This is a genomic window from Streptomyces sp. P9-A4, from assembly GCF_036634195.1.
In the GTDB taxonomy this organism is placed as follows: Bacteria; Actinomycetota; Actinomycetes; order Streptomycetales; family Streptomycetaceae; genus Streptomyces.
Genome location: NZ_JAZIFY010000001.1, coordinates 4,647,260 through 4,674,015, shown reverse-complemented (window position 1 = coordinate 4,674,015; position 26,756 = coordinate 4,647,260). Strand labels below are relative to the sequence as shown.

Annotated in this window: 28 protein-coding genes; 14 read left to right on the top strand and 14 right to left on the bottom strand. The window is 71.8% G+C overall.

Annotated features, from left to right (window positions below):
- Positions 1–68 precede the first annotated feature (68 nt).
- The 3 genes from V4Y03_RS21195 to V4Y03_RS21185 all read right to left on the bottom strand — a co-directional run bounded on the left by V4Y03_RS21195 (position 69) and on the right by V4Y03_RS21185 (position 3,266).
- Positions 69–890 carry a MerR family transcriptional regulator gene (locus V4Y03_RS21195; protein WP_332435911.1) on the bottom strand — a complete coding sequence of 274 codons (822 nt, stop codon included), beginning with the start codon at positions 888–890 and terminating at the stop codon, positions 69–71.
- 62 nt (positions 891–952) lie between these two features.
- A complete protein-coding gene (gene leuE / locus V4Y03_RS21190) occupies positions 953–1,606 on the bottom strand; it encodes a leucine efflux protein LeuE (protein ID WP_317877847.1) in 654 nt (217 codons plus the stop codon).
- A 79-nt stretch (positions 1,607–1,685) separates the two neighbouring features.
- The gene (locus V4Y03_RS21185) at positions 1,686–3,266 is read right to left on the bottom strand and encodes an acyl-CoA mutase large subunit family protein (RefSeq protein WP_332435910.1); all 1,581 of its coding nucleotides are present in this window, start codon (positions 3,264–3,266) and stop codon (positions 1,686–1,688) included.
- Positions 3,267–3,459: 193 nt separating this feature from the next.
- On the opposite strand from V4Y03_RS21185, the gene V4Y03_RS21180 reads away from it, so the two are divergent.
- Positions 3,460–4,353, top strand: a complete 894-nt coding sequence (locus V4Y03_RS21180) for a peptidoglycan-binding protein (RefSeq protein ID WP_317877849.1) — start codon at positions 3,460–3,462, stop codon at positions 4,351–4,353.
- A gap of 153 nt (positions 4,354–4,506) precedes the next feature.
- Here the strand turns inward: V4Y03_RS21180 and V4Y03_RS21175 are convergent, their stop codons facing one another.
- Both V4Y03_RS21175 and V4Y03_RS21170 read right to left on the bottom strand, forming a co-directional pair.
- Entirely contained in the window at positions 4,507–5,676 is a 1,170-nt protein-coding gene (locus V4Y03_RS21175) for a hypothetical protein (RefSeq protein ID WP_332435909.1), read from the bottom strand.
- The gene (locus V4Y03_RS21170) at positions 5,676–6,365 is read right to left on the bottom strand and encodes an RNA polymerase sigma factor (RefSeq protein WP_317878853.1); all 690 of its coding nucleotides are present in this window, start codon (positions 6,363–6,365) and stop codon (positions 5,676–5,678) included. The genes V4Y03_RS21175 and V4Y03_RS21170 overlap by 1 nt, the downstream gene beginning before the upstream one ends.
- 375 nt (positions 6,366–6,740) lie before the next feature.
- Between V4Y03_RS21170 and V4Y03_RS21165 the strand changes: the two genes are divergently transcribed.
- Complete coding sequence (locus tag V4Y03_RS21165) at positions 6,741–7,484, top strand: Clp protease N-terminal domain-containing protein (RefSeq protein WP_317878854.1); 744 nt, start codon at positions 6,741–6,743, stop codon at positions 7,482–7,484.
- 4 nt (positions 7,485–7,488) lie between these two features.
- Here V4Y03_RS21165 and V4Y03_RS21160 read toward each other — a convergent pair whose 3' ends face one another.
- From V4Y03_RS21160 to V4Y03_RS21145, 4 genes are all read right to left on the bottom strand, one after another.
- On the bottom strand, positions 7,489–8,049 hold the full coding sequence (locus V4Y03_RS21160; protein WP_332437239.1) for a hypothetical protein: 561 nt from the start codon (positions 8,047–8,049) through the stop codon (positions 7,489–7,491).
- 137 nt (positions 8,050–8,186) lie between these two features.
- Positions 8,187–8,600, bottom strand: a complete 414-nt coding sequence (locus V4Y03_RS21155) for a type II toxin-antitoxin system VapC family toxin (protein WP_317874562.1) — start codon at positions 8,598–8,600, stop codon at positions 8,187–8,189.
- 5 nt (positions 8,601–8,605) lie between these two features.
- Positions 8,606–8,836, bottom strand: a complete 231-nt coding sequence (locus V4Y03_RS21150) for a FitA-like ribbon-helix-helix domain-containing protein (RefSeq protein WP_317874559.1) — start codon at positions 8,834–8,836, stop codon at positions 8,606–8,608.
- Between the two features lie 50 nt (positions 8,837–8,886).
- Positions 8,887–10,506, bottom strand: coding sequence for a family 20 glycosylhydrolase (locus V4Y03_RS21145; protein WP_332435908.1), 1,620 nt, complete (start codon positions 10,504–10,506; stop codon positions 8,887–8,889).
- A 239-nt stretch (positions 10,507–10,745) separates the two neighbouring features.
- On the opposite strand from V4Y03_RS21145, the gene V4Y03_RS21140 reads away from it, so the two are divergent.
- The 7 genes from V4Y03_RS21140 (at position 10,746) to V4Y03_RS21110 (ending at position 16,703) form a co-directional block, all read left to right on the top strand.
- Entirely contained in the window at positions 10,746–11,321 is a 576-nt protein-coding gene (locus V4Y03_RS21140) for a 2-oxo-4-hydroxy-4-carboxy-5-ureidoimidazoline decarboxylase (RefSeq protein WP_443079880.1), read from the top strand.
- A 192-nt stretch (positions 11,322–11,513) separates the two neighbouring features.
- A complete protein-coding gene (gene sdhC, locus V4Y03_RS21135; RefSeq protein WP_015035721.1) occupies positions 11,514–11,894 on the top strand; it encodes a succinate dehydrogenase, cytochrome b556 subunit in 381 nt (126 codons plus the stop codon).
- Positions 11,895–11,902: 8 nt separating this feature from the next.
- Positions 11,903–12,382: a succinate dehydrogenase hydrophobic membrane anchor subunit gene (locus V4Y03_RS21130; protein ID WP_148005861.1), complete on the top strand. Its 480-nt coding sequence runs from the start codon at positions 11,903–11,905 to the stop codon at positions 12,380–12,382.
- Between the two features lie 24 nt (positions 12,383–12,406).
- Positions 12,407–14,161, top strand: coding sequence for a succinate dehydrogenase flavoprotein subunit (gene sdhA, locus V4Y03_RS21125; RefSeq protein ID WP_317874557.1), 1,755 nt, complete (start codon positions 12,407–12,409; stop codon positions 14,159–14,161).
- Positions 14,161–14,919 (top strand): succinate dehydrogenase iron-sulfur subunit, encoded by a 759-nt coding sequence (locus V4Y03_RS21120; RefSeq protein ID WP_317874556.1) that lies wholly within the window; start codon positions 14,161–14,163, stop codon positions 14,917–14,919. Before sdhA ends, V4Y03_RS21120 begins: the two co-directional genes overlap by 1 nt.
- Positions 14,920–14,999: 80 nt before the next feature.
- Positions 15,000–15,518: a hypothetical protein gene (locus tag V4Y03_RS21115; RefSeq protein ID WP_317874555.1), complete on the top strand. Its 519-nt coding sequence runs from the start codon at positions 15,000–15,002 to the stop codon at positions 15,516–15,518.
- Positions 15,519–15,617: 99 nt separating this feature from the next.
- The gene (locus V4Y03_RS21110; RefSeq protein WP_332435907.1) at positions 15,618–16,703 is read left to right on the top strand and encodes a serine hydrolase domain-containing protein; all 1,086 of its coding nucleotides are present in this window, start codon (positions 15,618–15,620) and stop codon (positions 16,701–16,703) included.
- A gap of 33 nt (positions 16,704–16,736) precedes the next feature.
- Here V4Y03_RS21110 and V4Y03_RS21105 read toward each other — a convergent pair whose 3' ends face one another.
- Positions 16,737–17,291 (bottom strand): MarR family winged helix-turn-helix transcriptional regulator, encoded by a 555-nt coding sequence (locus V4Y03_RS21105; RefSeq protein WP_317874553.1) that lies wholly within the window; start codon positions 17,289–17,291, stop codon positions 16,737–16,739.
- A 101-nt stretch (positions 17,292–17,392) separates the two neighbouring features.
- Between V4Y03_RS21105 and V4Y03_RS21100 the strand changes: the two genes are divergently transcribed.
- Together V4Y03_RS21100 and V4Y03_RS21095 are read left to right on the top strand one after the other, a co-directional pair.
- Positions 17,393–18,610, top strand: coding sequence for an MFS transporter (locus V4Y03_RS21100; protein ID WP_332435906.1), 1,218 nt, complete (start codon positions 17,393–17,395; stop codon positions 18,608–18,610).
- 32 nt (positions 18,611–18,642) lie between these two features.
- A complete protein-coding gene (locus tag V4Y03_RS21095) occupies positions 18,643–20,757 on the top strand; it encodes a DUF4132 domain-containing protein (RefSeq protein ID WP_332435905.1) in 2,115 nt (704 codons plus the stop codon).
- Positions 20,758–20,797: 40 nt separating this feature from the next.
- Here the strand turns inward: V4Y03_RS21095 and V4Y03_RS21090 are convergent, their stop codons facing one another.
- The gene (locus V4Y03_RS21090; RefSeq protein ID WP_317877106.1) at positions 20,798–21,562 is read right to left on the bottom strand and encodes an alpha/beta fold hydrolase; all 765 of its coding nucleotides are present in this window, start codon (positions 21,560–21,562) and stop codon (positions 20,798–20,800) included.
- Positions 21,563–21,687: 125 nt separating this feature from the next.
- On the opposite strand from V4Y03_RS21090, the gene V4Y03_RS21085 reads away from it, so the two are divergent.
- The 3 genes from V4Y03_RS21085 to V4Y03_RS21075 are packed head-to-tail and all read left to right on the top strand — an operon-like array spanning position 21,688 to position 23,326.
- Positions 21,688–22,122, top strand: coding sequence for a hypothetical protein (locus V4Y03_RS21085; RefSeq protein WP_317877107.1), 435 nt, complete (start codon positions 21,688–21,690; stop codon positions 22,120–22,122).
- Between the two features lie 6 nt (positions 22,123–22,128).
- A complete protein-coding gene (locus V4Y03_RS21080; RefSeq protein ID WP_317877108.1) occupies positions 22,129–22,548 on the top strand; it encodes a thiol-disulfide oxidoreductase DCC family protein in 420 nt (139 codons plus the stop codon).
- A gap of 10 nt (positions 22,549–22,558) precedes the next feature.
- A complete protein-coding gene (locus V4Y03_RS21075) occupies positions 22,559–23,326 on the top strand; it encodes a TetR family transcriptional regulator (protein ID WP_317877109.1) in 768 nt (255 codons plus the stop codon).
- A gap of 46 nt (positions 23,327–23,372) precedes the next feature.
- On the opposite strand, the gene V4Y03_RS21070 is transcribed toward V4Y03_RS21075, so the two are convergent.
- The 3 genes from V4Y03_RS21070 to V4Y03_RS21060 all read right to left on the bottom strand — a co-directional run bounded on the left by V4Y03_RS21070 (position 23,373) and on the right by V4Y03_RS21060 (position 26,706).
- The gene (locus tag V4Y03_RS21070; protein ID WP_332435904.1) at positions 23,373–24,926 is read right to left on the bottom strand and encodes an ABC transporter substrate-binding protein; all 1,554 of its coding nucleotides are present in this window, start codon (positions 24,924–24,926) and stop codon (positions 23,373–23,375) included.
- A 192-nt stretch (positions 24,927–25,118) separates the two neighbouring features.
- The gene (locus V4Y03_RS21065; RefSeq protein WP_332435903.1) at positions 25,119–26,423 is read right to left on the bottom strand and encodes a metallophosphoesterase; all 1,305 of its coding nucleotides are present in this window, start codon (positions 26,421–26,423) and stop codon (positions 25,119–25,121) included.
- Between the two features lie 37 nt (positions 26,424–26,460).
- Positions 26,461–26,706 (bottom strand): SCO4848 family membrane protein, encoded by a 246-nt coding sequence (locus tag V4Y03_RS21060; RefSeq protein ID WP_317877112.1) that lies wholly within the window; start codon positions 26,704–26,706, stop codon positions 26,461–26,463.
- Positions 26,707–26,756: the final 50 nt, after the last annotated feature.

Below are 26,756 nucleotides of genomic sequence, written 5' to 3'. Positions count from 1 at the left end.
GGACCGGCCGAAGAACGGCGGGCCCGGGAACCCGTGCGGGGGTCCCGGGCCCGCAGGCGCGAGGAGGCTCAGTCGCGGACGATCGGCTCCTGGATCTCGGCGACCCAGCCGGCCGGGTCCTCCGGGCACTCCAGGTACAGCTCACGGGCGTAGCCGGCCGAGCGGTAGCCGTTGGTGTCGATCCAGGCGGCCAGGGTCTGCACGGTCGGCAGGATCCCGTCCATCGAACCCCGGTGGACGATGGTGGCCGCCTCCTCGATGCCGGGCAGGACGTGCACCTCGACACCTTCCGCGGCCGTGCCCTCCGGCACGGTCGTGGCGGCGTGCACCCGGACCGAGCCGTCCCCCTTGCCCGCGTCCTCGTAGTACGCGACGGCCGGGCCGAAGCCGGTGACGCCCGCGGACTCCAGCCGGCCGCACAGCTCCTCGTACAGCGGTCCGATGACCGGGGTGATGTCCTCCGGGCCGAAGCTCGCGGCGACCGCGCTCAGCTCGGCGACCCGGACGGCGGGAACCTTCTTCACGACGACGTCCTGCGTGGACATGCGTCCCTCACTCTCGATGGCTCGGAGCCGCGCGCCGACCTGGGCGAGCCGTGCCCGCGCCGCTTCCAGGGCCGCTTCCAGCTCGGCCCGGCGCAGACGCAGCATGCCCCGCAGCTCGTCCGCGTCGATCCTCTCGTCGAGGATGGCCCCCACCTGTTCGAGGGTGAAGCCGAGGTCCTTGAGCGCGATGACGCGGTTGAGCCTGGCGAGCTGGTCCGCCGTGTAGAAGCGGTAGCCGGTGTGCGGGTCGACCCGGGCCGGGCGCAGCAGTCCGACGGCGTCGTAGTGACGCAGCATCCGGACCGACACCCGCCCGTGCCGGGCGAAGTCTCCGATGGTGAACATGACGACTCCTACGGAACGGCCTCACACGGTGTGAGGGTCAAGCGGACCGGCCGGAGAAGCCGTCAGGCGCTGCTGAGGGAGAGCTTCGCGGCGAAGCCGAGGAAGAGGGCGCCGGCGGCGGAGGTCGCTCCGGCGGAGAGGCGCCTGCGGCGGCGGAACGCGGAGGCGAGGCGGGTACCGCCGAATATCAGCATCGTCAGGTAGAGGAAGCTGCCGATCTCCAGCAGGGTGCCGAGGACCAGGAAGGAGAGGGCCGGGTAGGCGTACGACGGGTCCACGAACTGCACGAAGAAGGAGATCAGGAAGAGGATCGCCTTCGGGTTGAAGAGGCTGATGACGAGGGCCCTGCGGTACGGGTTCTCGCCCGGCGCCGCCAGTACCGGCTCCGGCTCGTCGGTCACCGTCTCCGCGCGCGAGCGCCACATCGCCCAGGCGGACCGCAGCATCCCGTACGCCATCCAGGCCAGATACCCGGCGCCCGCGTACTTCACGACCATGAAGAGCAGCGGCGTGGTCTGGAGCAGCGAGGCCGCACCGAGCGCGGCCAGCGTCATGAGGACCGCGTCGCCGGTGAACACCCCGGCGGCGGCCTTGTATCCGGTCCGGGTGCCCTTGCGGGCGGCGACGGACAGGACGTACAGCGAGTTCGGCCCCGGCAGCAGGATGATGAGGACGAGGCCCGCGAGATAGGTCGGAAGATCGGTGACACCCAGCATGGGCGGAGTGTCGCACACGGGTGCGACACTCCGCTGTGACCTGCGTCTACGGCCCTGGAAGAACTCGGGGAACGAAGGACTAGAACGCGTCGGTCGGGACGTACGTGCCCCAGACCTCCCGCAGCGCGTCGCAGACCTCGCCGACCGTCGCGCGCGCCTTGAGGGCCGTCCGCATCGGGTACAGGACGTTGTCCGTCCCCTCGGCCGCCTTCTTCAGCTCGACGAGCGCCGCGTCCACGGCCGACCGGTCGCGTTCCTGCCGGAGCTTCGCCAGGCGCTCGGCCTGCTGGGCCTCGATCGCCGGGTCGACGCGGAGCGGCTCGTAGGGCTCCTCGACGTCGATCGTGTAGCGGTTGACGCCGACGACGACCCGCTCGCCGCTGTCGGTCTCCTGCGCGATCCGGTAGGCGGAGCGCTCGATCTCGCCCTTCTGGAAGCCGCGCTCGATCGCGCTGACCGCGCCGCCCATCTCCTCGACCCGGCCCATCAGCTCCAGGGCCGCGGCCTCGACGTCGTCCGTCATCTTCTCGACGACATAGCTGCCGGCGAAGGGGTCGACGGTCGCGGTGACGTCGGTCTCGTACGCCAGGACCTGCTGGGTGCGCAGGGCGAGGCGGGCGGACTTGTCCGTCGGCAGGGCGATGGCCTCGTCGAAGGAGTTGGTGTGCAGCGACTGGGTGCCGCCGAGGACGGCCGCGAGGCCCTGCACGGCGACCCGCACCAGGTTGACCTCGGGCTGCTGGGCGGTGAGCTGCACGCCGGCCGTCTGGGTGTGGAAGCGGAGCATCAGCGACTTGGGGTTCTTCGCGCCGAACTCCTCCTTCATGACCCGCGCCCAGATCCGGCGGGCCGCCCGGAACTTGGCGACCTCCTCCAGGATCGTCGTACGGGCCACGAAGAAGAAGGAGAGGCGGGGCGCGAAGTCGTCCACGTCCATGCCGGCGGCGACGGCGGTCCGCACGTACTCGATGCCGTCGGCGAGGGTGAACGCGATCTCCTGCGCGGGCGAGGCACCGGCCTCGGCCATGTGGTAGCCGGAGATCGAGATGGTGTTCCACTTGGGGATCTCGGTCCGGCAGTACTTGAAGATGTCCGCGATCAGCCGCAGCGAGGGCTTCGGCGGGAAGATGTACGTCCCCCGGGCGATGTACTCCTTCAGCACGTCGTTCTGGATGGTGCCGGTCAGCTTGTCGGCCGGGACGCCCTGCTCCTCGCCGACGAGTTGGTAGAGCAGCAGCAGGAGGGCACCGGGGGCGTTGATGGTCATCGACGTGGAGACCTTGTCCAGCGGGATGCCGTCGAACAGGACGCGCATGTCGTCGATCGAGTCGATCGCGACGCCGACCTTGCCGACCTCGCCGGAGGCGATCGGCGCGTCCGAGTCGTGGCCCATCTGCGTCGGCAGGTCGAAGGCGACGGAGAGCCCCATCGTGCCGTTGGCGATGAGCTGCTTGTAGCGGGCGTTGGACTCGACGGCGGTGCCGAAGCCCGCGTACTGCCGCATCGTCCACGGCCGGCCCGTGTACATCGACGGGTACACACCGCGCGTGAAGGGGTACGCGCCCGGCTCACCCAGCTTCTCGGCGGGGTCCCATCCGTCCAGGGCGTCCGGTCCGTAGACCGGCTCGACGGGCAGCCCCGACTCCGACTCGCGCGCCATGCGTTGTGCCTCCCGATAGCTGTGTACTCAGCGGTACCGACCCTCGCGACGGACTGTAGCGGCGGGTGTCCGGGCGATGGAGGGCAGCGCGCTGGGACCTTCCTCACAGCATGCGCGGTCCGCCTCCCGGGAGCGCAACCGCACACGCGCGGGAAGCATCCCTAGCTACACACGACTCGTCCCGGGGGCAACGATGAAGCGGTCTTCTTCCGTCATACGCAGAGCGGTACTGGCAGCGGCCTCGGTGGCCCTCGCGGCGGGCTGTACGGCCCAGGCGGCGGGCGGCGGAGGCTCCGCGGGTCCGACGAAGGCTCCGGCACGGACATCGGCCCCGGCCGCGCCGAGCGCGACCGGCACCCCGGGCGACGACGGCAAGGCCCCGTCCCCCACCGCGACGACCGCCCCGCCCACCGGGTCCGCCACCCCCACCACGCCCGCCACCGGGAAGCCGGGGTCCCGGATCCTGATGGACGACGGCGACGAGAGCGCGCAGGTCCGTGAGCTCCAGGCGCGACTGCGGCAGCTCGACCACTTCGACCGGGCGCCCACCGGGTTCTACGGCACGATGACGGCGAACGCGGTCAGGGCCTTCCAGAAGCGGCGGGGGCTGCCCGCGACCGGCACGGTCGACGAGACGACCTGGCGGCGGCTGCTGGACGTGAGCACGAAGCCCACCGCCGACGAGCTGAAGCCCGCGACCACCAACAAGCTCGACACCCCCGACCCCCGGTGCATGACCGGCCGGGTGCTCTGCATCAGCAAGGAGAGCCGGACCCTGGCCTGGATGATCGACGGCAGGGTCGTCTCGTCGATGGACGTCCGCTTCGGCTCGGAGAACACCCCGACGCGCGAGGGCGTCTTCACCGTCGAGCGCAAGGTCCGCCAGGACTGGTCCCGGCTCTACCACACGCCGATGCCGCTCTCGATGTACTTCAGCCGCGGCCAGGCCGTGCACTACTCGGCGGACTTCGCGGCCCGCGGCTACAACGGGGCCTCGCACGGCTGCGTCAACGTCCGGGACCGGGCCAAGCTCACGGCCCTCTTCGACCAGGTGAAGACCGGCGACAAGGTCGTCGTCCACTGGTGATCCGGGTGGAGGAGGAGAGGGCGCGGGTGGGACCGGGGGAACGTGTCCCACCCGCGCCGGGTGCGCGGAGCCGAAGGTACGGGGGGAACCCCGGCTCTCTGCGCGGCCGATGACCAGTCGGCATTCAGTACTGCGTCACCGGGCCCGGAAGTGTTACACCGAGGGCGCCGGGCGTGCGGTGACGGCGATGTCGAGGGGGATCACGGCGGTGAGACCGGCGGCCGTTCCGGCGGCGCGGCCACTGTTGCCGCTGCTGCCCTTCCCGCCGTTCCTGTCGCCGTTGCCGCCGTTGTCGCTGTTGCCGCTGTTGCCGCCGCCGGACGAGTCCTCGTCCGTGTCCCTGCCCTTGTCGCCCTTGTCGCCCTGGGGGTCGTCCTTGGGGTCGTCCTTGGACCCGTCCTGGCCGCTCCCCGCGGCCGTTCCGGTGCCGCCGCCGAGGATCCGGTCGCAGTAGCGGCGCAGGCTCTCGCCCTTGCGCAGGCTGCCCGCGAGCTGGGTCCGGCCGGTGGCGTCGAGCTTCCCCGAGCGGTACGCCCGGCAGGCCTTGACGGCCTTGTCCCGGGCGACCGTGCTGCCGGGGTCCGTGCCCGTGCCCTTGTCCTTGCCCGTACCGCCGGAGTCCTTGCCCGCGCCCCCGGATTCCTTGCCGGTGCCCGCCGTGGTCCCGCCGGCCGCCTGGGTACCGCCGGTGCCCCGCCCGTCCGGGCCTCCGGTCGGCGGCGCCGTGGTGCTCGTACCCGTACCGGCCGAGGGGGACGCGCCGGACGAGCCGTCGCCTCCGCCCGGTCGTGCCGGGGGCGCCCCGGGGTCCTCGGGTATCCCGGGGTGCGAGGACACGAGCGGGTCGGCGCTCTCCCCCGCCGTGACGGAGCTGGCCGGCGCGGGGCCCACCAGCGGCAGCATGCCGGTGCCCGCGGCGACGGCGACCCCGCCGACCGTGACGGCGGCGACCGCGGCGGCGAGCCCGTACCGCACGGAGCGTCCCCAGCGACGGGCCGGGGCCGTGACGGGCGAGAGCCGTACGTGTCCCAGATCGGCGTGGTCGGCGCGGTTCGCCCGGTCGGTCCTGGCGGTCGTGGCTCCGGCCTTCGCCGCGGCGGACCGCGCGGCGGCGGTCTTCCGGAAGGCGGCGAGCGCGGCGGCCTCGCCGGGGAGTTCGGTGCGCACGGCCGACGGGAGGTCCGGGGTGCGGGCCGTGTCGAGGGCCTTGGCCAGGCGTTCGGCCTGGCGCCGCGCGCGGTCGTCGACCGTGTCGACCGGCTCGCCGCGGAGCAGCCGCTCCGCGGCCTCCTGGTCGAGCCACTGGTACCGCTCGTCGGCCATCACATGTCCTTCTGCGTACGCGGACGTGATTGCGTCACACCGCCGGGGGCCACGGCGCCGAGACCACGGCCACGTTGCGGAGGCACACCGTCCAGCGATACGGCGGGCTCGCCGGCGCCGTCCGGGCCCGCCGCGCCGTCGTCGACGCCGAGGAGTTCGGCGAGCTTCTTGAGACCGCGGTGGGCGGCGGTGCGTACGGCGCCGGGGCGTTTCCCCAGGGCGTCGGCGGCGCTCTTGGCGTCCAGGCCGACGACGACCCGGAGGACGACGGCCTCGGCCTGGTCCTGCGGCAGCTGGGCGATCAGATCCATGGTGTGGCCGGTGGCCAGCGCCTCCAGGGCTTCGCCCGCGGTGTCGGACGCGGCGGGCTTGTCGGTCAGCTCGGTCTCGTCGCCGCCGACGACAGGCCGCCTGCCGCGCATCCGGATGTGGTCGAGGGCGCGGTTGCGGGCGATCCGGGCCGCCCAGCCGCGGAAGCGGTCGGCGTCGCCGTCGAAGCGGTCGAGGTCGCGGGTTATCTGGAGCCAGGATTCCGAGGCGACGTCCTCCGCGTCGGCGTCGCCGACCAGTGTGCGTATGTAGCCGAGCAACCGTGGATGCACGGCGCGATACACAGCACGGAAGGCGTTCTCGTCCCCGTCCTGCGCAGCGAGCACCGCGGCCGTCAGCTCCGCGTCGTCCCCCAGCACTCCCCAAACCCTGTTCGTCGGTCGCGTCGTCGCTTCATCGCGGCTGGTCACCACCGCCACGCTGCCTCGCGCATCTGCACGCTACGTCGTGTCCCGGCGCCACGTCCACGCGATCCGTGCCCTTCGTGCAACTTGCAGCCTTCGGGCGGGGTGCGCGGTGTGACAGAAATCGTGGCCCCGGCGCTGAAAGGAGTACGGAGCCGTGCTGCGGCTCCGTGGATGACGACCGGGGCCTCTCCTGTGGGGGGTGGCGGCCCCGGTCGTCTCCCATTTCCCCCTTCTTCCTCACGCGTCTCTCCTGCCCAGGGCGTATTGCACCTTCCCGCCGTCAACTGACGGTTGACAGTGGGAAGGTGTCAACCTAGGGTTGCGCTCATGACGAATCCAGTCGGTCTGCAGGTGCCCGTCCGTCTCGACGAGCTCATCGAAGCGATCAAGAAGGTCCACCCCGACGCCCTGGAGCAGCTCTCCGGCGCCGTCATCGCGGCGGACCACCTCGGCGATGTCGCCGACCACCTCATCGGCCACTTCGTGGACCAGGCCCGGCGCTCCGGCGCCTCCTGGACCGATATCGGCCGCAGCATGGGCGTCACCCGCCAGGCGGCCCAGAAGCGCTTCGTGCCCAAGGAGCCGGACGCGGAGAAGATGGACCCGAACGCGGGGTTCAGCCGCTTCACCCCCCGGGCGCGGAACGTGGTCATGGCCTCTCAGAACGAGGCCACCGCCGCCGGGAACGACGAGATCCTCCCCGCCCACCTGGCGCTCGGCCTGCTGGCCGAGCCCGAAGGGCTCGCGGCGCTCTGGATCGCCTCCCGGGGCGTGAGCCCGGAGCAGGTCCGGGAGGCCTTCACGGCGACCCTGCCGCCGGCCGCCGCCGAGGCGCCCGCGCTCGTCCCGTACGACGCCGCGGCGAAGAAGGTCCTGGAGCTGACGTTCCGCGAGGCCCTGCGCCTCGACCACAACTACGTCGGCACCGAGCACATCCTGCTCGCCCTCCTGGAGCACGAGGACGGCGAGGGCGTCCTCACCGGCCTCGGCCTCGACAAGGCGACGGCGGAGCGGGAGATCGCCGAGACGATCGCCTCGGCGACGATCGCGGCGCCGGAGGACGGTTCCTGAGGGTTCAGGCGGTACGGGCCCGGCGCGAGACGACCGCGCGCAGCACCCTGCCACCCTCGACGGACAGCTCACGGGCCCGGCGCAGTCCGGTCGGGCCGTGGGCGACCGATTCGAGGACGGCCCGCTGACGGCGGAGCTCCCCGGCGAGCAGCGGGCCCGCGCCCTCGGCGTCCCCGGCCCGGCAGCGCTCGACGAGGCCGTCGGAGGCTCCGGCGGCGTCGTACCGCGCGTGCAGGGCGAGGGCGGTGACGGAGCATCCGCCGGCCCAGGCGCGCAGGGCGTCGGCGGTCCAGGCCGCCGGGGCGTCCGCGAGCGTTCCGCGTACGGCCCCGGCGTCCGCCGAACCGTCGGCGTCGAGCTCCACGCGGGCCTTGGCGACGGCCTCGCCCCAGGCGTCCCCGTCACCGCGGGCGACGGCCGCCCAGACGGGGCGCAGGGTGTCGGACCGGTCGGCGGCGAGCAGGGGCAGACAGCGATCGAGGCAGGCGAGCCCGGCCGCGGCCAGGCCTCGCTCGTCGGCCCCGTCGATCAGTTCCAGCAGGCTCCGGCCCGTTGCCGAACTCACGGACGTCATCGACGCCTCCTCGCCACCCGATACGGACGCAGTACTTCCACTACTGCGCCGAGGGGCGCTTTTACGTCACTGCGCGGCCGGAATCATGCCAGTGGCCCTGGCGTGCTGCATAGAGGTTCGACGGCGCCCTATCGCAGCCCCAGGGCCTTGTCGTTGAACACCTCGACCGGACACTTGGCCCGGGTCGCCCGCGCGCCGTCCCGGATCCGGCCGTCACTGGTCACCAGCGGAACGTCGTACCCCTCGGCGAGCGCCACGTACGTGGCGTCGTAGGCGCTGAGGTTGGCGAACAGTTCACGCACCCGGGGCAGCAGCGGGAGATGCTCCGTTCTGCGCAGTGGCAGCTCGGCGAACGCCGCGCAGGCGTCGTCCACCTCGCGCGCGGTCAGCTTGCCGCCCCGGTGCCGGCCCAGAAGCGCCGAGGTCACCTCGATGTCGACCAGAAACGGGGCCAGCAGACGCTCCCCCTTCACCCGCTCCCGCAGCGCGGCGCCGACCGGACCCGCATCGGCCAGCAGCATGACAAGCGCGCCCGCGTCCATGACGATCACTCGCGCCGCCTTCCCCGGTCGATCTCGTCGAGCACGTCGTCCGTCGACAGACGGGCCGTGACGCGCCCCTGGATGCGGGCGATCACATCCTCCAGCGAGGGCGTCGCCGCTTCCTGCTCCAGCAGCGTCCGCGCATACGCCTGGAGGGACTGCCGATTACGGGCGGCCCTTATCTTCAGCTCGGTCAGCGCTTCCTCGGACAGGTCCCGCACATAGAGAGTGGCCATGCGACCATTCTAGTCGCACCGCTAGCAGAATGCTGGCGACCTTCTCCCGCTCAGCGCACCTTCGCCGCCAGCGTCCTGAACTGCTCCCAGGTCAGCGATGGTTTCGCCGGGTCCCAGACCTTCTGCGCGAGCGCCGTCAGCGGCATCCGGATGCCGTCCGCGACCTGGGCCTGGGTCTGGGCCTTCGACAGGTCGCACCAGACGGCGAAGCGGGCGCCGAGGATCTGGGAGTCGTACCGCGCGGGGACGGGACTCGTGCCGCGCACGACGAGCGGTGTCCACTGCTCGTAGATGCGGCGGCCGGTGGGGTACGTGAAGTCGTTGGGCTGGCCGAGGACGTAGTAGAGGTACTCGTCGTTGAGGTTGACCAGCTTCCGGCCCGCGCTCAGATACGGGACGGGCGGCCGGGCGCCGATCTCCTTGCCCGTCCAGTACTCGACCTCGATGTCACCGGCCGCGCTCACCACCCCGCCGGGGAAGAAGCCGTCGTTCCAGGCCTTGAGGGTCTTGCCGGTGGGGCGGACGACGGCGGCGCGGTCGTTGAGCCAGCCGGTGGCCAGGTCCTGGACACGCGCGTCCGCCCCGTACTTCGCGCGGGCGGCGCGGGCGAGCTGCGGGTAGGTGGCCTCGGGGTCCTTGGCCATCAGGGCGACGTACTCGTCGGCCCCGAGGTGCCAGTACGCCCCGGGGAAGAGCTGGGTGTACTCGCGCAGCAGGTCGTCGACGATCTTCGCCGAGGCCGGGTTCGCGATGTCGACGGCCCCGCGCGGTGTCCGGCCGCCCGCGCTGCGCAGCTGGAGGTCCGGGTGGGCGGCGATGACGGCGCCGAGGTGTCCCGGGGAGTCGATCTCGGGGACGACGGTGACGTGCCGGCTCGCGGCCAGGGCCAGGATGCGGCGGACCTCGGCCTTGGTGAGGTGCTGGGCGGAGACGATCTCGGGGTGGCTGTCGGAGGCGATGCGGAAGCCCTGGTCGTCGGAGAAGTGCAGTCCGAGCTGGTTGAGCTTGAGGTCGCCCATCTCCCGGATGCGGTCCTCGATCCAGCCGGCCGTGAAGTACTTGCGGGCGATGTCGACGTTGAGTCCGCGCTGCGGCTTCGCGGGCCGGTCGGTGACGGTCCCCTCGGGCATCGCGCCGGTGGCCTTCACGGACTGCTTGAGGGTGCGGGTGCCGTAGAAGACGCCCGCCTCGTCGGGGCCGCTGATCCGGACCCGGTCGTCGCGGACGGTCAGGACGTACGACTCGGGGGCGCCCTTCCCGCCCAGGGCCAGTTCGACGTCGCCGGGCCCGGCGGCGGTGGCGCCCCGGTACGGGACGCCGAGTTCCCCGGCGAGCAGCTTCGCCTCGTCGGCGAGGCCCTCGCTGTTCGCGGCGAGGACGACCCCGGCCGTGGGCGCGGGCTTCCAGCCGGGGCCGCGGGCGGCCTCGTGGGAGCGGACCGCGGGCACCGTGCGGGGCGCCGTGGAGAGGGGGTAGGTCCGGGTCGGCGTGGGCTTCGGGCTGGGCGGCGCGCTGGTGGGCGCGGCGCTCGTGGCCGTGCTCCCGGTGGTGGAAGGGGACGGCGCTCCGGAGGGGGAGCCGTTCGAACAGGCCGCCACGGTGACCAGTGCCACCGCGGTCGCCAGGAGTGCGGGGCCCTTGTGGGGCCCTCGTATGGAGTACCGCATCATTCGGAATCCTCCCGTACGGCGGGCGGTCCGGCCAATCGGGGGACGGGCCGGGGACGGTGCGGAGCGACGACCGGAACCCTTTCGTCCATCATGTGTTCCGAAACTCTCCCTTCCGGGTGAAATTCGCGCATCCGTCGGACACTTCCCTCGTCCCGTCGATAACGTTGCGTCACACCCACCCCATCGCGCCCGTCCCGCGCGCGATCCGCCCCACCCGTCCCGGAGTACCGGAGCCCACGCTGACCAGCGACACCCACGTCCCCTGCCGGAAGCCGGGCTCCACGGACACGTCTGCCACCCCCGCGATACCCGCCCAGGTCAAGGGCCCCTTCCACGGGCTGACCCGCTTCAACGCCGCCTCCCCCGCCGAGGCCGAGGCCCTGCTCCTCTCCTGCTGCCACAGTCACCGCTGGGCCGAACGGGTGGCGGCGCACCGCCCGTACCCGACGGTGGACGCCCTGCTCGCCGCCACCGACGAGGCCGGGTACGACCTGTCCCGCGCCGATCTCGACGACGCCCTGGCCGCCGAGTCCTCGGCCCTGCCGCACCCCGACGCGCCGCCGGCGGCGCGCACCGCGCTGCGGGCCGCCCATGCCGCGTACGAGAGCAGCTTCGGACACGCGTTCGTGATCAGCCTCGACGGAGTGCGCCCCGGGGAGCGTCTCGACCAGGTATTGGCAGGCATCCGGTCACGTCTCGGCAACGAACCGGAGGAGGAAAGGGTGATCGCGGCCGAGGAACTGCGGCGGCTCGCCCGCGCCCGCCTGGCCTTCCGGCTGGCCGAAGGACTCACACCGCGACACTCCGCACCGTGATTTCGTCCGAAATGCGGTGTTTCCGGCCTGTGCGATAGCCCGTCCGTGCCTGTTTGATCACACCGATGGACCCCGCGCGAGCGAACCGACAAGTCGTCGCTACGATGACCGGGGCCGGTGGACCGTACCCGGCCGGGTCGAACCGACAGAGAAGCCGGCCGACCCTGATCCCCGCTCCCGGAGGGTTTTTCCGTGCCGGCTGGAACGCTGTACCGCGGCCGGGAAGGAATGTGGAGCTGGGTGGCTCATCGAGTCACCGGCGTCCTCATCTTCTTCTTCCTGTTCGTACACGTGCTGGACACCGCTCTCGTCCGCGTCTCCCCCGAGGCGTACGACGAGGTCGTCGCGACCTACAAGACGCCGATCGTCGCTCTTCTGGAGTACGGCCTCGTCGCCGCCATCCTCTTCCACGCGCTGAACGGTCTCCGTGTCATCGCCGTGGACTTCTGGTCCAAGGGCCCGCGCTACCAGAAGCAGATGCTCTGGACCGTCGTGGGCATCTGGGTCGTCCTGATGGCGGGCTCGCTGTACCCCGTCCTCGGCCACGCCGCACGTGAACTGTTCGGGAGCTGACGCCACTCATGTCTGCTGACACGACCTCCGCCGCGATCGGCCCCGTCGAGGGCGGCGCCCACTACGACGTGGACAACCCCGCGCCGTACATCGAGGCCCCGCGCAAGCGCACCGGCAAGACCCCGCGCGCGACCCGCGGCAACTTCGAGATGGCCGCGTGGCTCTTCATGCGCCTCTCGGGCATCGTGCTCGTCGTCCTGGTCCTCGGCCACCTGCTGATCCAGCTCTTCCTGGACGGCGGCGTCTCCAAGATCGGCTTCGCCTTCGTGGCCGGCCGCTGGGCGTCCCCGTTCTGGCAGGTCTGGGACCTGCTGATGCTCTGGCTCGCCATGCTGCACGGCGCCAACGGCCTCCGTACCGTCATCAACGACTACGCGGAGCGGGCCAACACGCGCCTGTGGCTCAAGGGCCTGCTGTACACCGCCACGGTGTTCACCATCCTTCTGGGCACGCTGGTGATCTTCACCTTCGACCCGAACATCCGCTAGGCACGGGGCTGAGGTAATCCACTCATGAAGATCCACAAGTACGACACCGTCATCGTCGGCGCCGGTGGCGCCGGCATGCGCGCGGCCATCGAGTCGACGAAGCGCAGCCGCACCGCCGTGCTGACGAAGCTCTACCCCACCCGCTCCCACACGGGCGCCGCGCAGGGCGGCATGGCCGCCGCGCTGGCGAACGTGGAGGAGGACAACTGGGAGTGGCACACCTTCGACACGGTCAAGGGCGGTGACTACCTGGTCGACCAGGACGCCGCCGAGATCCTGGCGAAGGAGGCCATCGACGCCGTCCTCGACCTGGAGAAGATGGGCCTGCCGTTCAACCGCACCCCGAACGGCACCATCGACCAGCGCCGCTTCGGCGGCCACTCCCGCAACCACGGCGAGGCCCCGGTCCGCCGGTCCTGCTACGCCGCGGACCGCACCGGCCACATGATCCTCCAGACGCTGTACCAGAACTGCGTCAAGGAGGGCGTGGAGTTCTTCAACGAGTTCTACGTCCTGGACCAGCTCCTGGTCGAGGAGGACGGCGTCAAGAAGTCGGCCGGCGTGGTCGCGTACGAGCTCGCCACCGGCGAGATCCACATCTTCCAGGCCAAGGCCGTCATCTACGCCTCCGGCGGCACCGGCAAGTTCTTCAAGGTGACCTCCAACGCCCACACCCTGACCGGTGACGGCCAGGCCGCCTGCTACCGCCGCGGTCTGCCCCTGGAGGACATGGAGTTCTTCCAGTTCCACCCGACGGGCATCTGGCGCATGGGCATCCTGCTGACGGAGGGCGCCCGCGGTGAGGGCGGCATCCTCCGCAACAAGGACGGCGAGCGCTTCATGGAGAAGTACGCGCCGGTCATGAAGGACCTCGCGTCCCGTGACGTCGTCTCCCGCTCCATCTACACGGAGATCCGCGAGGGCCGCGGCTGCGGTCCCGAGGGCGACCACGTCTACCTGGACCTGACGCACCTCCCGCCGGAGCAGCTGGACGCCAAGCTCCCGGACATCACCGAGTTCGCCCGTACGTACCTCGGCATCGAGCCGTACACGGACCCGATCCCGATCCAGCCCACCGCGCACTACGCCATGGGCGGCATCCCGACCAACGTCGAGGGTGAGGTCCTCAGCGACAACACCACCGTCGTCCCGGGCCTGTACGCGGCCGGCGAGGTCGCCTGTGTCTCCGTGCACGGCGCCAACCGTCTGGGCACGAACTCGCTGCTCGACATCAACGTCTTCGGCAAGCGCTCCGGCATCGCCGCGGCCGAGTACTCCGCCAAGCACGACTACGTCGAGCTGCCGGAGAACCCGGAGTCCCTCGTCGTCGCGACGATCGAGAAGCTGCGCAACTCCACGGGTCACGAGCGGGTCGCCGACATCCGCCGTGAGCTCCAGGAGACGATGGACGCCAACGTGATGGTGTTCCGTACGGAGCAGACCATCAAGACGGCCGTCGAGAAGATCGCCGAGCTGCGCGAGCGCTACGAGAACGTGTCCATCCAGGACAAGGGCAAGCGCTTCAACACGGACCTCCTGGAGGCCATCGAGCTGGGCAACCTGCTCGAACTGGCCGAGGTCATGGCCGTCTCGGCCCTGGCGCGCAAGGAGTCCCGCGGCGGTCACTACCGCGAGGACTACCCCAACCGCGACGACGTCAACTTCATGCGCCACACCATGGCGTACCGCGAGGTCGGCGAGGACGGCTCCGAGACCGTCCGTCTCGACTACAAGCCGGTCGTCCAGACCCGCTACCAGCCGATGGAGCGTAAGTACTGATGGCTACCCCCGTACTGGACAAGGTCGAGGCGGAGTCCGCCGCCTCCCCGTACATCACGGTCACGATGCGGATCCGCCGCTTCAACCCCGAGGTGTCGGACGCGTCGGTCTGGGAGGACTTCCAGATCGACATCGACCCGAAGGAGCGTGTGCTCGACGCCCTCCACAAGATCAAGTGGGACGTCGACGGCACGCTGACCTTCCGTCGCTCGTGCGCGCACGGCATCTGCGGCTCGGACGCGATGCGGATCAACGGCAAGAACAGGCTCGCCTGCAAGACGCTGATCAAGGACATCAACCCCGAGAAGCCGATCACGGTCGAGGCCATCAAGGGCCTGACGGTCCTCAAGGACCTGGTCGTGGACATGGAGCCGTTCTTCCAGGCGTACCGGGACGTCATGCCGTTCCTGGTCACCAAGGGGAACGAGCCGACGCGCGAGCGCCTGCAGTCCGCCGAGGACCGCGAGCGCTTCGACGACACCACCAAGTGCATCCTGTGCGCCGCGTGCACGTCGTCCTGCCCGGTCTTCTGGAACGACGGCCAGTACTTCGGTCCGGCCGCGATCGTCAACGCGCACCGCTTCATCTTCGACTCGCGTGACGAGGCGGGCGAGCAGCGCCTGGAGATCCTGAACGACAAGGACGGCGTGTGGCGCTGCCGCACGACGTTCAACTGCACGGACGCGTGCCCGCGTGGCATCGAGGTCACGAAGGCGATCCAGGAAGTGAAGCGGGCGCTGATCACGCGTCGCTTCTGACCTCCGGGTTCGGTGCTTCGGCCCGCTTCTGTACGCTGCGGCGTGCAGGAGCGGGCTTTTTCGTTGTGAAGGACGGGGATATGAGCGATCCGAACCCTTACAAGTCGGAGGACTACGAGTGGGGGCCGGGCCGGCAGGCGGGGACGCCGGGCTACGGCTACCCGCAGACTCCGCCGTACCAGCCGACCATGCCCGAGGGCGTGCCCGTCCCGCCGCAGCACCTGCCGGTGCCGCAACCGGGCATGGCGGGCGGGGGTGCGCCGCTGCTGAGCCTGGGTGACATCACCGTGGTCGGCGACCAGATCATCACGCCTGCCGGGGCGATGCCCCTGAAGGGCTCCGTGTGGAACGCGATGGACATGTCGCGGACCGAGGAGAAGATGCCCACGGTCGCGATCGTGCTGGCCGTCATCTTCTTCATCTTCTGCCTGCTGGGACTGCTGTTCCTGCTGATGAAGGAGAAGACGACGACGGGCTTCATCCAGGTCACGGTGACCAGCGGCGGTCGCCACCACGCGACGATGATCCCGGCGCGGGGCCCGGACACCATCCACTGGGTGATGGGCCAGCTCAACTACGCGCGGTCGCTGAGCATGTGAGTGAGGGTCGGAGCCAGGGTTCGCCCTAGGGGGCGGGCCCGGGTCGGGCCGGGGTCGTCCCCGATGGTGTGGGGGCGGGCCGCGCGGGAGTCTTGATCCATGACGAACTCATGGATGCGCAAGGCTCGTTGGTCGGCCACCGCGACGGCCGCGGCGCTGGTGGTGACGGGTGCGGCGGTGGTGCCGGCCTCGGCCGCCGCGCCTTCGGCGGGTGCGACGGTACGTGCTTCGGCGGCCGTGACGGTGCCTGCCGCCGCGGGCGACGCGGGCGGGGTCCGGAGCGGGCATGTCGATCCGGCCGCCCTGCGGGACGCGCTGGCCGGGCTGCCCGACGCGTCCGTGCGGGGTGCGATGGCGCGGGTCACCGGGCGTGAGGGGCGCTGGAGAGGGACCGCCGGGGAGTGGACGGCGCCGGTCGACGAGGAGTTCGCCGTCGGCAGCGTCACCAAGCTCTTCACCGCCGCGACAGCGCTCCAGCTCGTCGGCGAGGGACGGCTCTCCCTGGACGACACCGTCCAGGAGCTGCTGCCCGGCCTGTTGCCCGCCGCCTACGAGCCGATCACCGTCGGGCAGCTGCTCAGCCACACCAGCGGCCTCCAGAAGCCGCGTTGCGTGCGGCCGGGCACTCCCGCCGAGGTGGTGACCTCCGCGGTCTCCTGCGGCACCCCTACGACCCCGGGGGCCGCCGTCCAGTACAACGGCATCAACTACTTCCTCGCCGGCCTGGTGATCGAGAAGGTGACAGGCCGGTCGTACGCGGAGGAGCTCGACGCCCGGATCCTGCGCCCGCTCGGGCTGCGCCACACCTCACTGCCGGCCGAGGACTGGGCGTGGGCGGAGGGCGGGATCGTCTCCCGCGCCTCGGACCTGGAGCGCTTCTTCACCGCGCTGACCGGGGGACGGCTGCTGCGGCCGGCCGAGCGGGGGCTGTTGTTCGTGACGCCGGAGATACCCGGTGCCGCGTTCAGCTACGGCGGGCTGAACCGGGTCCGGCTGCCCGGCGGCGGGCCGACCGTCTGGGGCAAGACGGGCTCGAACCACGGCTACGCGAGCGGGGTGTTCGCGACTCCGGACCTGGGACGGGTGCTGGTGTACTCCATGCTGCCGACCGGCACGGACCCGGAGGGGGAGACGGCCAGAGCCGTGCGGATCGCGGGCGCCGCGTTCGCGGGGGTGTCGTCGTAGGCGGCCTGGGCGGGGACGGCCTGGGCCGGGGCGTCAGCCGTGCCAGGTGTGGGGTGGTTCGGTGGACTCCGCCTCGATCATGATCCGGCGGAGCATGTCGTTGAGGAGGGTCCGTTCCTCGGGGGTGAGGACTCCGAGCAGGCGGTACTCCTCGTCCCCCAGGACGTCCATCGCACCGAGCCAGGTCTCGCGGCCGGTCCCGGTGAGTTCGACGACGACCCGGCGGCGGTCGGTGGTGGACGGGGTGCGGCGGACGAAACCGCGCTTCTCCAGGGCGTCGAGACGGCCGGAGACGGAGGCGGGGGCCAGGTCGAGGTCCTGGGCGAGTTCGGAGGGGGCGGCGCTGCCGCCGCGGCCGGCGATCTTGTGCAGGGTGTCGAACTCGTGGCGTTCCAGGTCGAAGTCGACGAGGGACTGCTCCCTGACCCGGCGCAGATGGACGGAGAGCTTCTTCATCCGGGTGACGGCTCCTTCGACGACGGGGTCGAGGCCGGGCAGGACGGGCTGCCAGCGGGCGACGTGCCCGTCGGTCCAGTCGCGCCGCGCGGGGGTCGCCTCCGGGGGGTCGGTCGCTTCCGTCGGCTCCATGGCCCGATCGTACGTCGCCGCTCCCGCTCATCCACCTCGAACTACTTCGGTACCGAATATTTTCATTGACGAGTCATTCGGTTCCGAAATATCTTTCCGGCATGACCGCTGCTCCCGCCACGGCACCCCTACCCGTCCCGCACCCCCTGCGCACCCGCTCCTTCCGACTGCTCTTCACCGGCCGGGCGCTCTCCCTCCTGGGCGACGCCGCCATCCCCGCCGCCCTCGCCCTCGCCGTCCTGGAGGCCACCGGCTCCACGACGGCGCTCGCCCTGGTCCTCGGCTGCGCGATGGTCCCCAAGCTGCTCCTGCTGCCGCTGGGCGGGGTCGTGGGCGACCGGTTCGACGCCCGGACGGTCGCGCTCACCACCGACCTCGTCCGGTGCGTCACCCAGCTGGTCGTCGGCGTCCAGCTGCTCGGCGGCGCCCCGAGCCTGGCCGTGCTCGCGGTCGCCGAGGCGCTCGGCGGCGCGGCGGGGGCGTTCGCGATGCCGACCAGCTCGCCGCTCGTGAAGGGGACGGTGCCCGCCGAGTCGCTGCACCGGGCCAACGCGGCGATGAGCGTCGCCCAGAGCGCCGGACGGCTGGGCGGGCCGGCGCTCGCGGGCACCCTCGTCCTGACCGTGGGGCCGGGCTGGGCGTTCGTGCTCGACGCGGCCACCTTCGCCGCCAGCGCCCTGCTCCTGACGGCGGTGCGGGTGGAGCGGGTGCCGATCCCGCGCAGCTCGCTCCGGGCCGATCTGGTGGAAGGCTGGCGGGAGGTCCGCTCCCGGGACTGGTACTGGAGCAGCCTCATCGGCCACAGCGCGTGGAACGGCGCGGCGGCCGTCCTGATGACCCTCGGCCCCGCCGTGGCCGTGCAGCGGCTCGGGGGCGGCACCACCTGGGTCGTCCTGCTCCAGGTCGGCGCCGTCGGCTTCCTCCTGGGGGCGCTGCTCGCCGACCGGTTCAGCCCCCGGCGCCCGGTCCTCGTGGCGAACCTCGGGCTCGCCACGTACGCCCTGCCACTGGTCCTGCTCGCGGTCGCGGCGCCCGCCCCGGTGACGATCGCCGCGTACGGCCTCGCGCAGGCGGGGCTCGGCTTCCTCTCACCCGTGTGGGCGACCGCCGTGCAGCGGGAGGTGCCCCCGCACGCGCTGGCCCGGGTCACCTCGTACGACTGGCTGCTCTCGCTGGCGGCGATGCCCCTGGGGTACGTGCTGGCGCCGCTCGCCGCTTCGGCGTGGGGGCCCGGAGTGCCGTTGGCCGCCGCCGCGGTGGTGGTGGGCGGCTGCTGCCTGGCCACGGTGCTCGTGCCCGGGGTGCGCAGACTCGCCTGAGCGCTGTCGGTGGCGTCGTCTACCGTCGGACCATGGTGGGGATCACAGGCCCGGGAAGCGGCCTTGACGAGGCGGTCGAGCGCGAGCGCGAGCGGACGGACGGGGCGGGCGCGCTCGGGGAGTTCCTGGAGTCGCTGGACACGGCGGGGCGGCGGGAGGCGGCACTCGTCCTGCACCGGCGCGTCTGCCGGCGCTCGGACGAGGACGTGGCGGGACCCGCGCTGGCCGCCCTGGCCGGGCAGGAACTCGGCTGGTCGACCGCCGAGTCCGACGTGCTGTTCGCCCGCCTCCTCGGCAAGGACGCGGAGGTCGCCCCCCACGAACTGCGGCAGTCGTTCCGGTCCTTGGTACCGATCGCGCTGGCGGCGGCGGAGCAGTCCGGGGAGTTCGACCGGCCCCGGGTGCGGTCGCTGCGCGCGGCGGCCGAATCGCTCCGGGTCCACCGGAGCGACGAGTTCGCCGCGCTCCGGGACCGGATGGACGTCCTGCTGCGGCAGGCGGTGCGGTTCCGTCCGGGTCGGCTGCCCCGCCATGTCCTGGACGCGCTCGACGACTACGGCCCGGCGATGCGCGCGGCGCACGGGGCGCTGCTCACGGGCGCGGGGGTGCCGGAGTTCCTGAGTCACTGCGGCACCCTTGAGCAGCCCCGGGCCACGCGGAGCTGGCGGAAGCGGTCGGCGGAGCTGCTGGCGACGGCCGCGAACGGGGCGGAGGTGGTGCGGGGCCTTCTCGGGGGGATCGTCGCCCAGCCCGCGCACCGGGTGAGCGAGCCGAATCCGTGGGGAGCGGACATTCCGACGCTCGCCGCGAGCACCAACACCTCGCTCGTCCGGGGCCTGTTGTGGGCGGCGCTCGACGTGGACGCCGAGTGGGTGGTGCCGATGGCGGGTGCCGTCGCCCTCCACGCGGGCACGGGGCTCGGGGGTTCCGGCGGGATGTGCCGCAGCCAGCCGCTGGCCACGGCGGCGGTCGCGGTGCTCGGGGCCTGTGAGGGCGCCCGGGGCGAGGAGGCCGTGCAGTGGCTCGGGCGGCTGCCGAAGAAGGTGCGCAACCGCACGGTGGCCAAGGGGATCGCCAAGGCCCTGGAGACCGTCGCCGCCCGCTCCGGGGTGACGCCGTCGATGCTCCGGGAGCGCGGGGTGGCGACGCTCGGGCTCGACGGGCGGGGGGTCAGGGAGGCGCGGCTCGGCGCGTTCACGGCGGAGCTCTCGGTACGGGAGCCGGGCACGGCCCTGCTGTCGTTCCGGGGCCCCGAGGGCCGGCTCCTGAGGACCGCGCCGAAGGAGGTCCGGGAGGCGTACGCCGAGGAGTTGAAGGAGGTCAGGGGGGCGTTCAAGGAGACGCAGGCCCTCCTCGCCGCCGAGCGCGCCCGGCTGGAGGAGCAGTTGGCGGCCGGGACGACCTGGCCGGCGGAGGACTGGCACCGGTACTACGTCGACCACCCGGTGACGGGGGCGGTGGCCCGCGCGCTGCTGTGGGAGGCCACGGCGGACGGCGGGGAGCGGTGGACGGCGGGCCTGCCGGAGCGCACGGGCGGCGGCTGGGCCCTCGCCGGTGCGGACGGGACCGCGTGTCCGGTGGGGCCCGGGGCCCGGCTGCGGCTGTGGCATCCGCTGCGGGCCGGGGACGAGGAGGTGGCCGAGTGGCGGGCCGCGGCGCCGGAGGGGGCGGAGCGCGGGCCGTTCAAGCAGGTCTTCCGCGAGGTGTATCCGCTCGCCCCGGAGGAGGTGGCGGCCGGCGCGCACGCGCACCGGTTCGCGGGCCGCGTGCTGCGGTACGGGCAGGCGCGGGCCCTGATGGCCGAGCGCGGCTGGACGGGGAACCACCTCGGCTACTTCTCGGACGGCTGGTCCGCGGAGATGGCACGGGAGTTGCCGGTGCCGGGGGACGTTCCGGTGGACGAGGCGACCTGCTGGCGGGCGCGGCTCCTGGTGGAGCTGGTGGACGAGGGGGCGAGCGGTGACGGGGTGGCCCGGCTCTGCTCGACGGGCCCGGTGCGGTTCGAGCGCCGTGCCGGTACGGCGGGGGCGCGCGGCGCCTGGTCGGAGGCCGCGCTGTCCGACGTACCGGCACTGCTGGTGTCGGAGGCACTCCGGGACGTCGATCTGTTCGTGGAGGTGGCGGCGGAGGGGCCGGACCCGCGCTGAGGGGTACGGTCCCGGCCCGCCGGGAGGGTGACGACAGGCCCTAGACGGTCTCCGCCAGGAAGGCCGTGAGGAGGCGGGCGGTCTCCTCCGGGCGTTCCAGGGCGGGGAGGTGCCCGGCCCAGTCGAGGTCGAGGCGGCGGGCGGCGGGGAGCAGCCGGGCGAGGTCGTCGGCGACGGCCCGGAAGTCGGGGAGGTCGTGGCCGCCGACGGCCACGAGGGCGGGGGCCTCGATCCCGGCGAGTTCGTCCCGGGTGACCTCGGGGTCGACGGGGTCGAACTCCTCGGGGGCGGCGAGCTGGACGTCGAAGGCGTGGCGCTGCATCGCGCGGACGAGGGCGCGGGCCTCGGGGCCGGCGTCGGGGCCGAGCCAGGTGTCGACGTTGAGTTCGACGGCGGCGTCGAGGTCGCCGGCGTCGAGCAGCTCGTCCTCGCGGGCGCCCCAGGCGCGCAGTTCGTCGCCGGGCGCGAAGCCGGGGATGCCGGAGCCCAGCAGGGCGAGGGCGGAGACGCGGCCGGAGTGGCGGGCGGCGAACTCCAGGGCGACGCGGCCCCCGAAGGAGGAGCCGACCACGGCGGCGCGGTCGACGCCGAGGTGGTCGAGGAGGTCCCGGACGTCCTCGGCATGGGTGTGCCGGGCGTCGACGGGGCTGTCGCCGAAGCCGCGGAGGTCGCAGCGGACGACCCGGTGTCCCGCCTCGGCGAGCGCGTGGAACTGCCCGTCCCACATCCGGCGGTCGCAGACCCCGGAGTGCAGCAGCAGGACGGTGGAGGGGCCGGGTCCGGCCAGGTCATGAGAGAGAGTCACCCGCCGACCCTAGGTCCTGCCCCGGGGGGCGGCCAACGGGTTTCCACAGACGACTTGAACGCGTTCAAAGAGAGGTCTACAGTCAGGACCGCCAGCTTTTGAACGTGTTCAAGGGAGGGTGGGGCATGGACCTCACTGTCATCGCGTACATCGTCTACCTGCTGATCAGCGTGGCCCTGACCATCTGGGTCGCGCGCACGCTCAGCCGCAACGGAAGGATCTTCCTCGCGGACGTCCTGCACGGGAACGAGAAGCTCGCCGAAGCGGTCAACCACCTCCTGGTGGTGGGCTTCTACCTCGTCAACTTCGGCTTCGTCGCCCTCTATCTGAGCCAGGACGACGCCGTCCTCGACGCCCGCGCACTCTTCGAGGCGCTCTCCGTCAAGCTCGGGGTGGTCCTGCTGGTCCTCGGCGTCATGCACCTCGGGAACGTGTACGTGCTCAACAAGATCCGGCGCCGGGGCGTCATGGAGCGCGAGCAGGTGCCGCCGGTCGGCCCGCAGGGCTGGACCACGACCCCCAAGGCCGGCCCCTGGGCCCCGCCCGCACCGCAGGGCTGAGCCGCCGTGCCGACCCCCGTGGGACAGCTGACGGTGCTGTACGACGCCGACTGCCCGCTCTGCGTCCACCTCAGGCACTGGCTGCTGCGCCAGCGGCAGCTCGTCCCGCTGGACCTCGTACCGGCCGGTTCGCAGGAGGCCGGACGCCGCTTCCCGGCCCTCGACCACGCCGCCACCCTGCGGGAGATCACCGTGGTCGCGGACCGGGGGCAGGTCTACCGGGAGACCGCCGCCTGGATCGTCTGCCTCTGGGCGCTCGCCGACCACCGGGCCAAGGCCCACTGGCTGGCCACCCCCACCGGGCAGCCCTTCGCCCGGATGACGGTCCTCGCCGCGGCGAGGTGGCGCGAGGCCCTCAAGGGGCCCGGCGCCGGGGGCGGGCCCTGCGAGGACGGGCGCTGCGAGGTGCCCGGTCCGCCCGGCTAGGCTCGGTCCCGTGAAGGACGTGAAGGAAGAGAAGCAGGCCGACGAGAAGAAGGCCCCGAAGAGCGAGCAGACCCGCACGCTCATCCTCGAAACCGCGCTCCGGCTGTTCAAGGAGCGCGGTTACGACAAGACGACGATGCGGGCCATCGCCCAGGAGGCCGGGGTCTCCGTCGGGAACGCGTACTACTACTTCTCGTCCAAGGAGCACCTCGTCCAGGGCTTCTACGACCGGATCGCCGAGGAGCACCAGGCCGCCGTCGAGTCCATCCTGACCGGCGGCGAGAAGGACCTCACGGCCCGCATCCGCGGGGTCTACCTGGGCTGGCTCGACATCGCGGAGCCGTACCACGAGTTCGCGTCCCAGTTCTTCAAGAACGCCGCCGACCCGGACAGTCCGCTCAGCCCGTTCTCACCCGAGTCGGAGGGTCCGCGCGAGGCCGCGATCGAGGTGCACCGGCGGGTCATCGCCGGGGCCTCCGTGAAGGTCGATCCAGAACTCGCCGAAGCCCTCCCGCAGTTGCTGTGGCTCCAGCAGATGGGCCTGGTGCTCTTCTGGGTGTACGACCGCTCGGAGGGCGCCGCCAACAGTCGCCGCCTGGTGGAGCGGCTCGCGCCGGTCACGGCCCGCGCGATCTCGCTCTCCCGGTTCCGCGTCCTGCGCCCGCTGGTCAAGGAGACGCACGAGCTGCTGTCCGACTTCATGCCGACGGCAGCCGGAATGGCGGCCTCGGGCAAGCCCAGGAAGCGGGCCGACCCGAAGCCGCCGGAGACCACGTGAGAACGGGGCCCGAGGCCTGTCCGACCATTCGGCGTCGGATCGGGCCCTAGATCCAGCTGAGCTCCCACAGGCGCCAGATGCCCGTACCGTCCGTGAGGTACTGGGAGCCGGCGACCGCCTCGGCGGAGAGGACGTAGTCCTTCTTCTGCCACAGCGGGACGAGCGGGACGTCGGTGGCGACCTCGCTCTGGATCGCCTTGAAGTCGCCGGTCGCCCGCGACCGGTCGCTGTACTGCTGGGTCGACGAGATCAGCCCGTCGATCCGCTTGCTGGAGAACGTGTTGTGCAGGGTGTTCTCGGTACCGACGAGCGGCGCGGTGAAGCTGTCGGAGTCGGGGAAGTCGGGGAGCCAGCCGACGGTGTACGCGTCATAGGTGCCCTTCGCGTACGCCTTCTGGAACTCCGTCCACTTGATCTCCACCGTCTCGACCTCGAAGAGGCCGGTCTCCTCCAGCTGCCGCTTGATCTCGGCGGTCTCGGCGGCGTAGGTGGCGTCCTTGCGGAAACCGAAGGTGAACTTCACCGGGGTCTCGATCCCGGCGGCCTTCAGGAGCTTCTTCGCCGTCTTGACGTTCGGCTCCGGGTAGGCGTCGTAGAAGGCGGTGCTGTGCCCGACGAAGCCCTGCGGGATGAGCGAGTACAGCGGCTCGACCGTGCCCTTGTACGCGCCCGTGGTGATCTCCGGGCGGTCGAGGACCGCGGCGACCGCCTGCCGGACGGCCTTGTCCGCCATGGGCGTGCCCGGCCGGACGTTGAAGACCAGGTTGCGGATCTCCGCGCTCTCCGCCTCGGTGACGCGCGTCCCGTCCTTGCTGTCCAGGGACGAGAGGAAGTTCGGCGGGAGCTGCCGGTGCGTCACCTGGACGTCCTTCGACTTCCAGGCGTCGGCGAGGTCCTCGGACTGCCCGAAGTACTTCACGAGTACCGGGCCGCCCTTCTTGACGACGGCGCCCCTGTAGTTCGGGTTGGGCTCCAGGAGCGCGGACTCGCCCTCCTTGTACTCCTTGAGGACGTACGGCCCCGAGCCGTCGACCGCCGCGCCCGAGCGCAGCTTGTTCGCCGGGTACTTGTCCTTGTCGACGATCGAACCGGCACCCGTGGCCACCTTCAGCGGGAACGTGGCGTCCCGGGCACTCAGGTGGAAGGTGACGGTGCGGCCCTCGGCCGAGACGCTCTTCAGCGTCGGGAAGAGGGGCTGCGGACCGACGTCCGTCTTGATGCGCAGCATCCGCTCGAAGGAGTACTTGACGTCCTCGACGGTGACCTTGCGCCCGTCGGAGAACGAGAGGTCGTCACGGAGCGTGCACTGATAGGTCGTGAGCTTGGTGCCCACGAACTTGCAGCTCTCGGCGGCGTCCGGCACCGGGGTCGTGAACCCCGGCTTGAACGTCAGCAGAGACTGGAAAACGTTGCTGTACATGGCCCAGGAACCGGCGTCGTACGCGCCGGCCGGGTCCAGTGAAGTGACCGCGTCGGTTGTGCCGACGCTGATCGGGTCGGTCCTGCCGGTATCGGAGGGCAGGAGTTGCCAGCCCCCGACCCCGGCGGCCACCAGTACTCCACAAGTGATGAGGATCCGCAGACGGACCGTCGACCGCATTGCCGTGCTTCCTTTTTTCGTCCACCCCAGCTGCGACGGCCCCCCGAATCGTCGCGATGGCGTCATCCCATCACACCGATTTCACAAGTGGAAGAGAAAACTTTCACACCACAGGTATATGTCCGGGAAATGCGAATTTAAGCCGATGAGCAGCACGTATCGGTCTCGCAGCAGGGAGTGACCCTGCCCCGATTACGCCTGTTTCGAGGCGAGTTCGACGATCGTGATGTCGGAGGGCGCGCCGACCCGGACCGGAGGGCCCCAGGCCCCCGCGCCCCGCGAGACGTACAGCTGGGTGTCCCCGTAGCGTTCGAGCCCGGCGACGGTCGGGTTGGCCAGTTCGGCGATGAAGTTGCCGGGCCAGAGCTGACCGCCGTGGGTGTGGCCGGAGAGCTGGAGGTCCACGCCGTGGCGTACGGCGTCGTGGACGACGATCGGCTGGTGCGCCAGGAGGACGGCGGCGCGGGCCCGGTCGCGGTCACCGAGCGCCCGTCCGAAGTCGGGACCCCGGCCCTCGCTCTCCCCCGCGACGTCGTCGACGCCGGCCAGGTCGAAGCCGGCCGCGATCTCCACCCGCTCGTTGCGCAGCGGGTGCAGGCCCAGCTCGCGGACGTGGTCGACCCAGGCGTCGGCGCCGGAGAAGTACTCGTGGTTACCGGTCACGAAGAAGGAGCCGTGGCGGGCGCGGAGCCGGGCGAGCGGCTCGGCGGCGGAGCCGAGGTCCTGGACGGTGCCGTCGACGAGGTCGCCGACGACGGCGATCAGATCGGGCTGGGCGGAGTTGATCGTGTCCACGATGCGCTGGGTGTGGGCGCGGCCCAGGATCGGTCCGAGGTGGATGTCGGACACGACGGCGATCCGGTAGCCGTGCGCGGCGCGCGGGATCTTGGCGAGCGGGACGGTGACCCGCTTGATCCGGGGCCCGCGCAGGACGCCGTACGTGCCGTAGCCGACGGTCCCGACGGCGACGGCGGCGGCGGTCCCGCCGACGACCCGGGAGACGAAGAGCCGCCGGGAGACGTCGGAGGGTGCATCGGGGGCGGGGGCCTCGGGGGCGGGGGCCTCGGGGAGCGCCTCGGGGGCGGGTGCTTCGGCGGGTGCTTCGGCTGCGGGTACGGCGTCCGGGACCGGCGCCGAGGAAGGTACGGGCGTCCCCGCCGGCACCGTGGCCCTCGCGTCTCGCCGGGCCAGCCAGGCGCGCAGGACGGGCCGGACGGCCTCGCCGACGAGCAGGGCCAGGGTCACGTACAGCAGCAGCGCGAGCCACAGGAACCCCGGCCAGGCGACCGCCTGCTGGAGCGTGAAGGGCACTCCGGCGCGGGAGGAGACCAGGGCCGCGACGGAGAGCAGCGGCAGCGCCACGACCGCGGCCGTGCCCAGGCGGCGCGGCAGGCCGCCGCACGCCGTGACGTCACGCACGAGGCGCTGCCACACGTACCGGTGGACCGCGACGAGCAGCGCGAGCACCACGATCAGGACCAGCAGGAAGACGACCACGCCCCGGACCCCCCCTCTTCTTACCGCTCGGACGGTTCTAGCCGTTTTCGCGGCGCGCGGCGCGCACCCCACGCAACCCGAGCACCCCGATCACCGTCCCCAGGACAAAGGACGTGACGGCAAGCAGCAGATGAACCCAGAAGTAGGCGGTCGGGTCGCCCGCGTCGTCGAAGGCGAGACCGCTCCCGTCGTTCCAGAGGTTCTTGACGAAAGTGATCCAGATGAACCAGCTCCACACCCCGAACGCGAGCAGGAACCAGGAGACGCGGCCGCTGAGCTTCATGACCCCAGTATCACCGTGCGCCTCCGGGGCCCCGCGTCCGGGTGGACGGG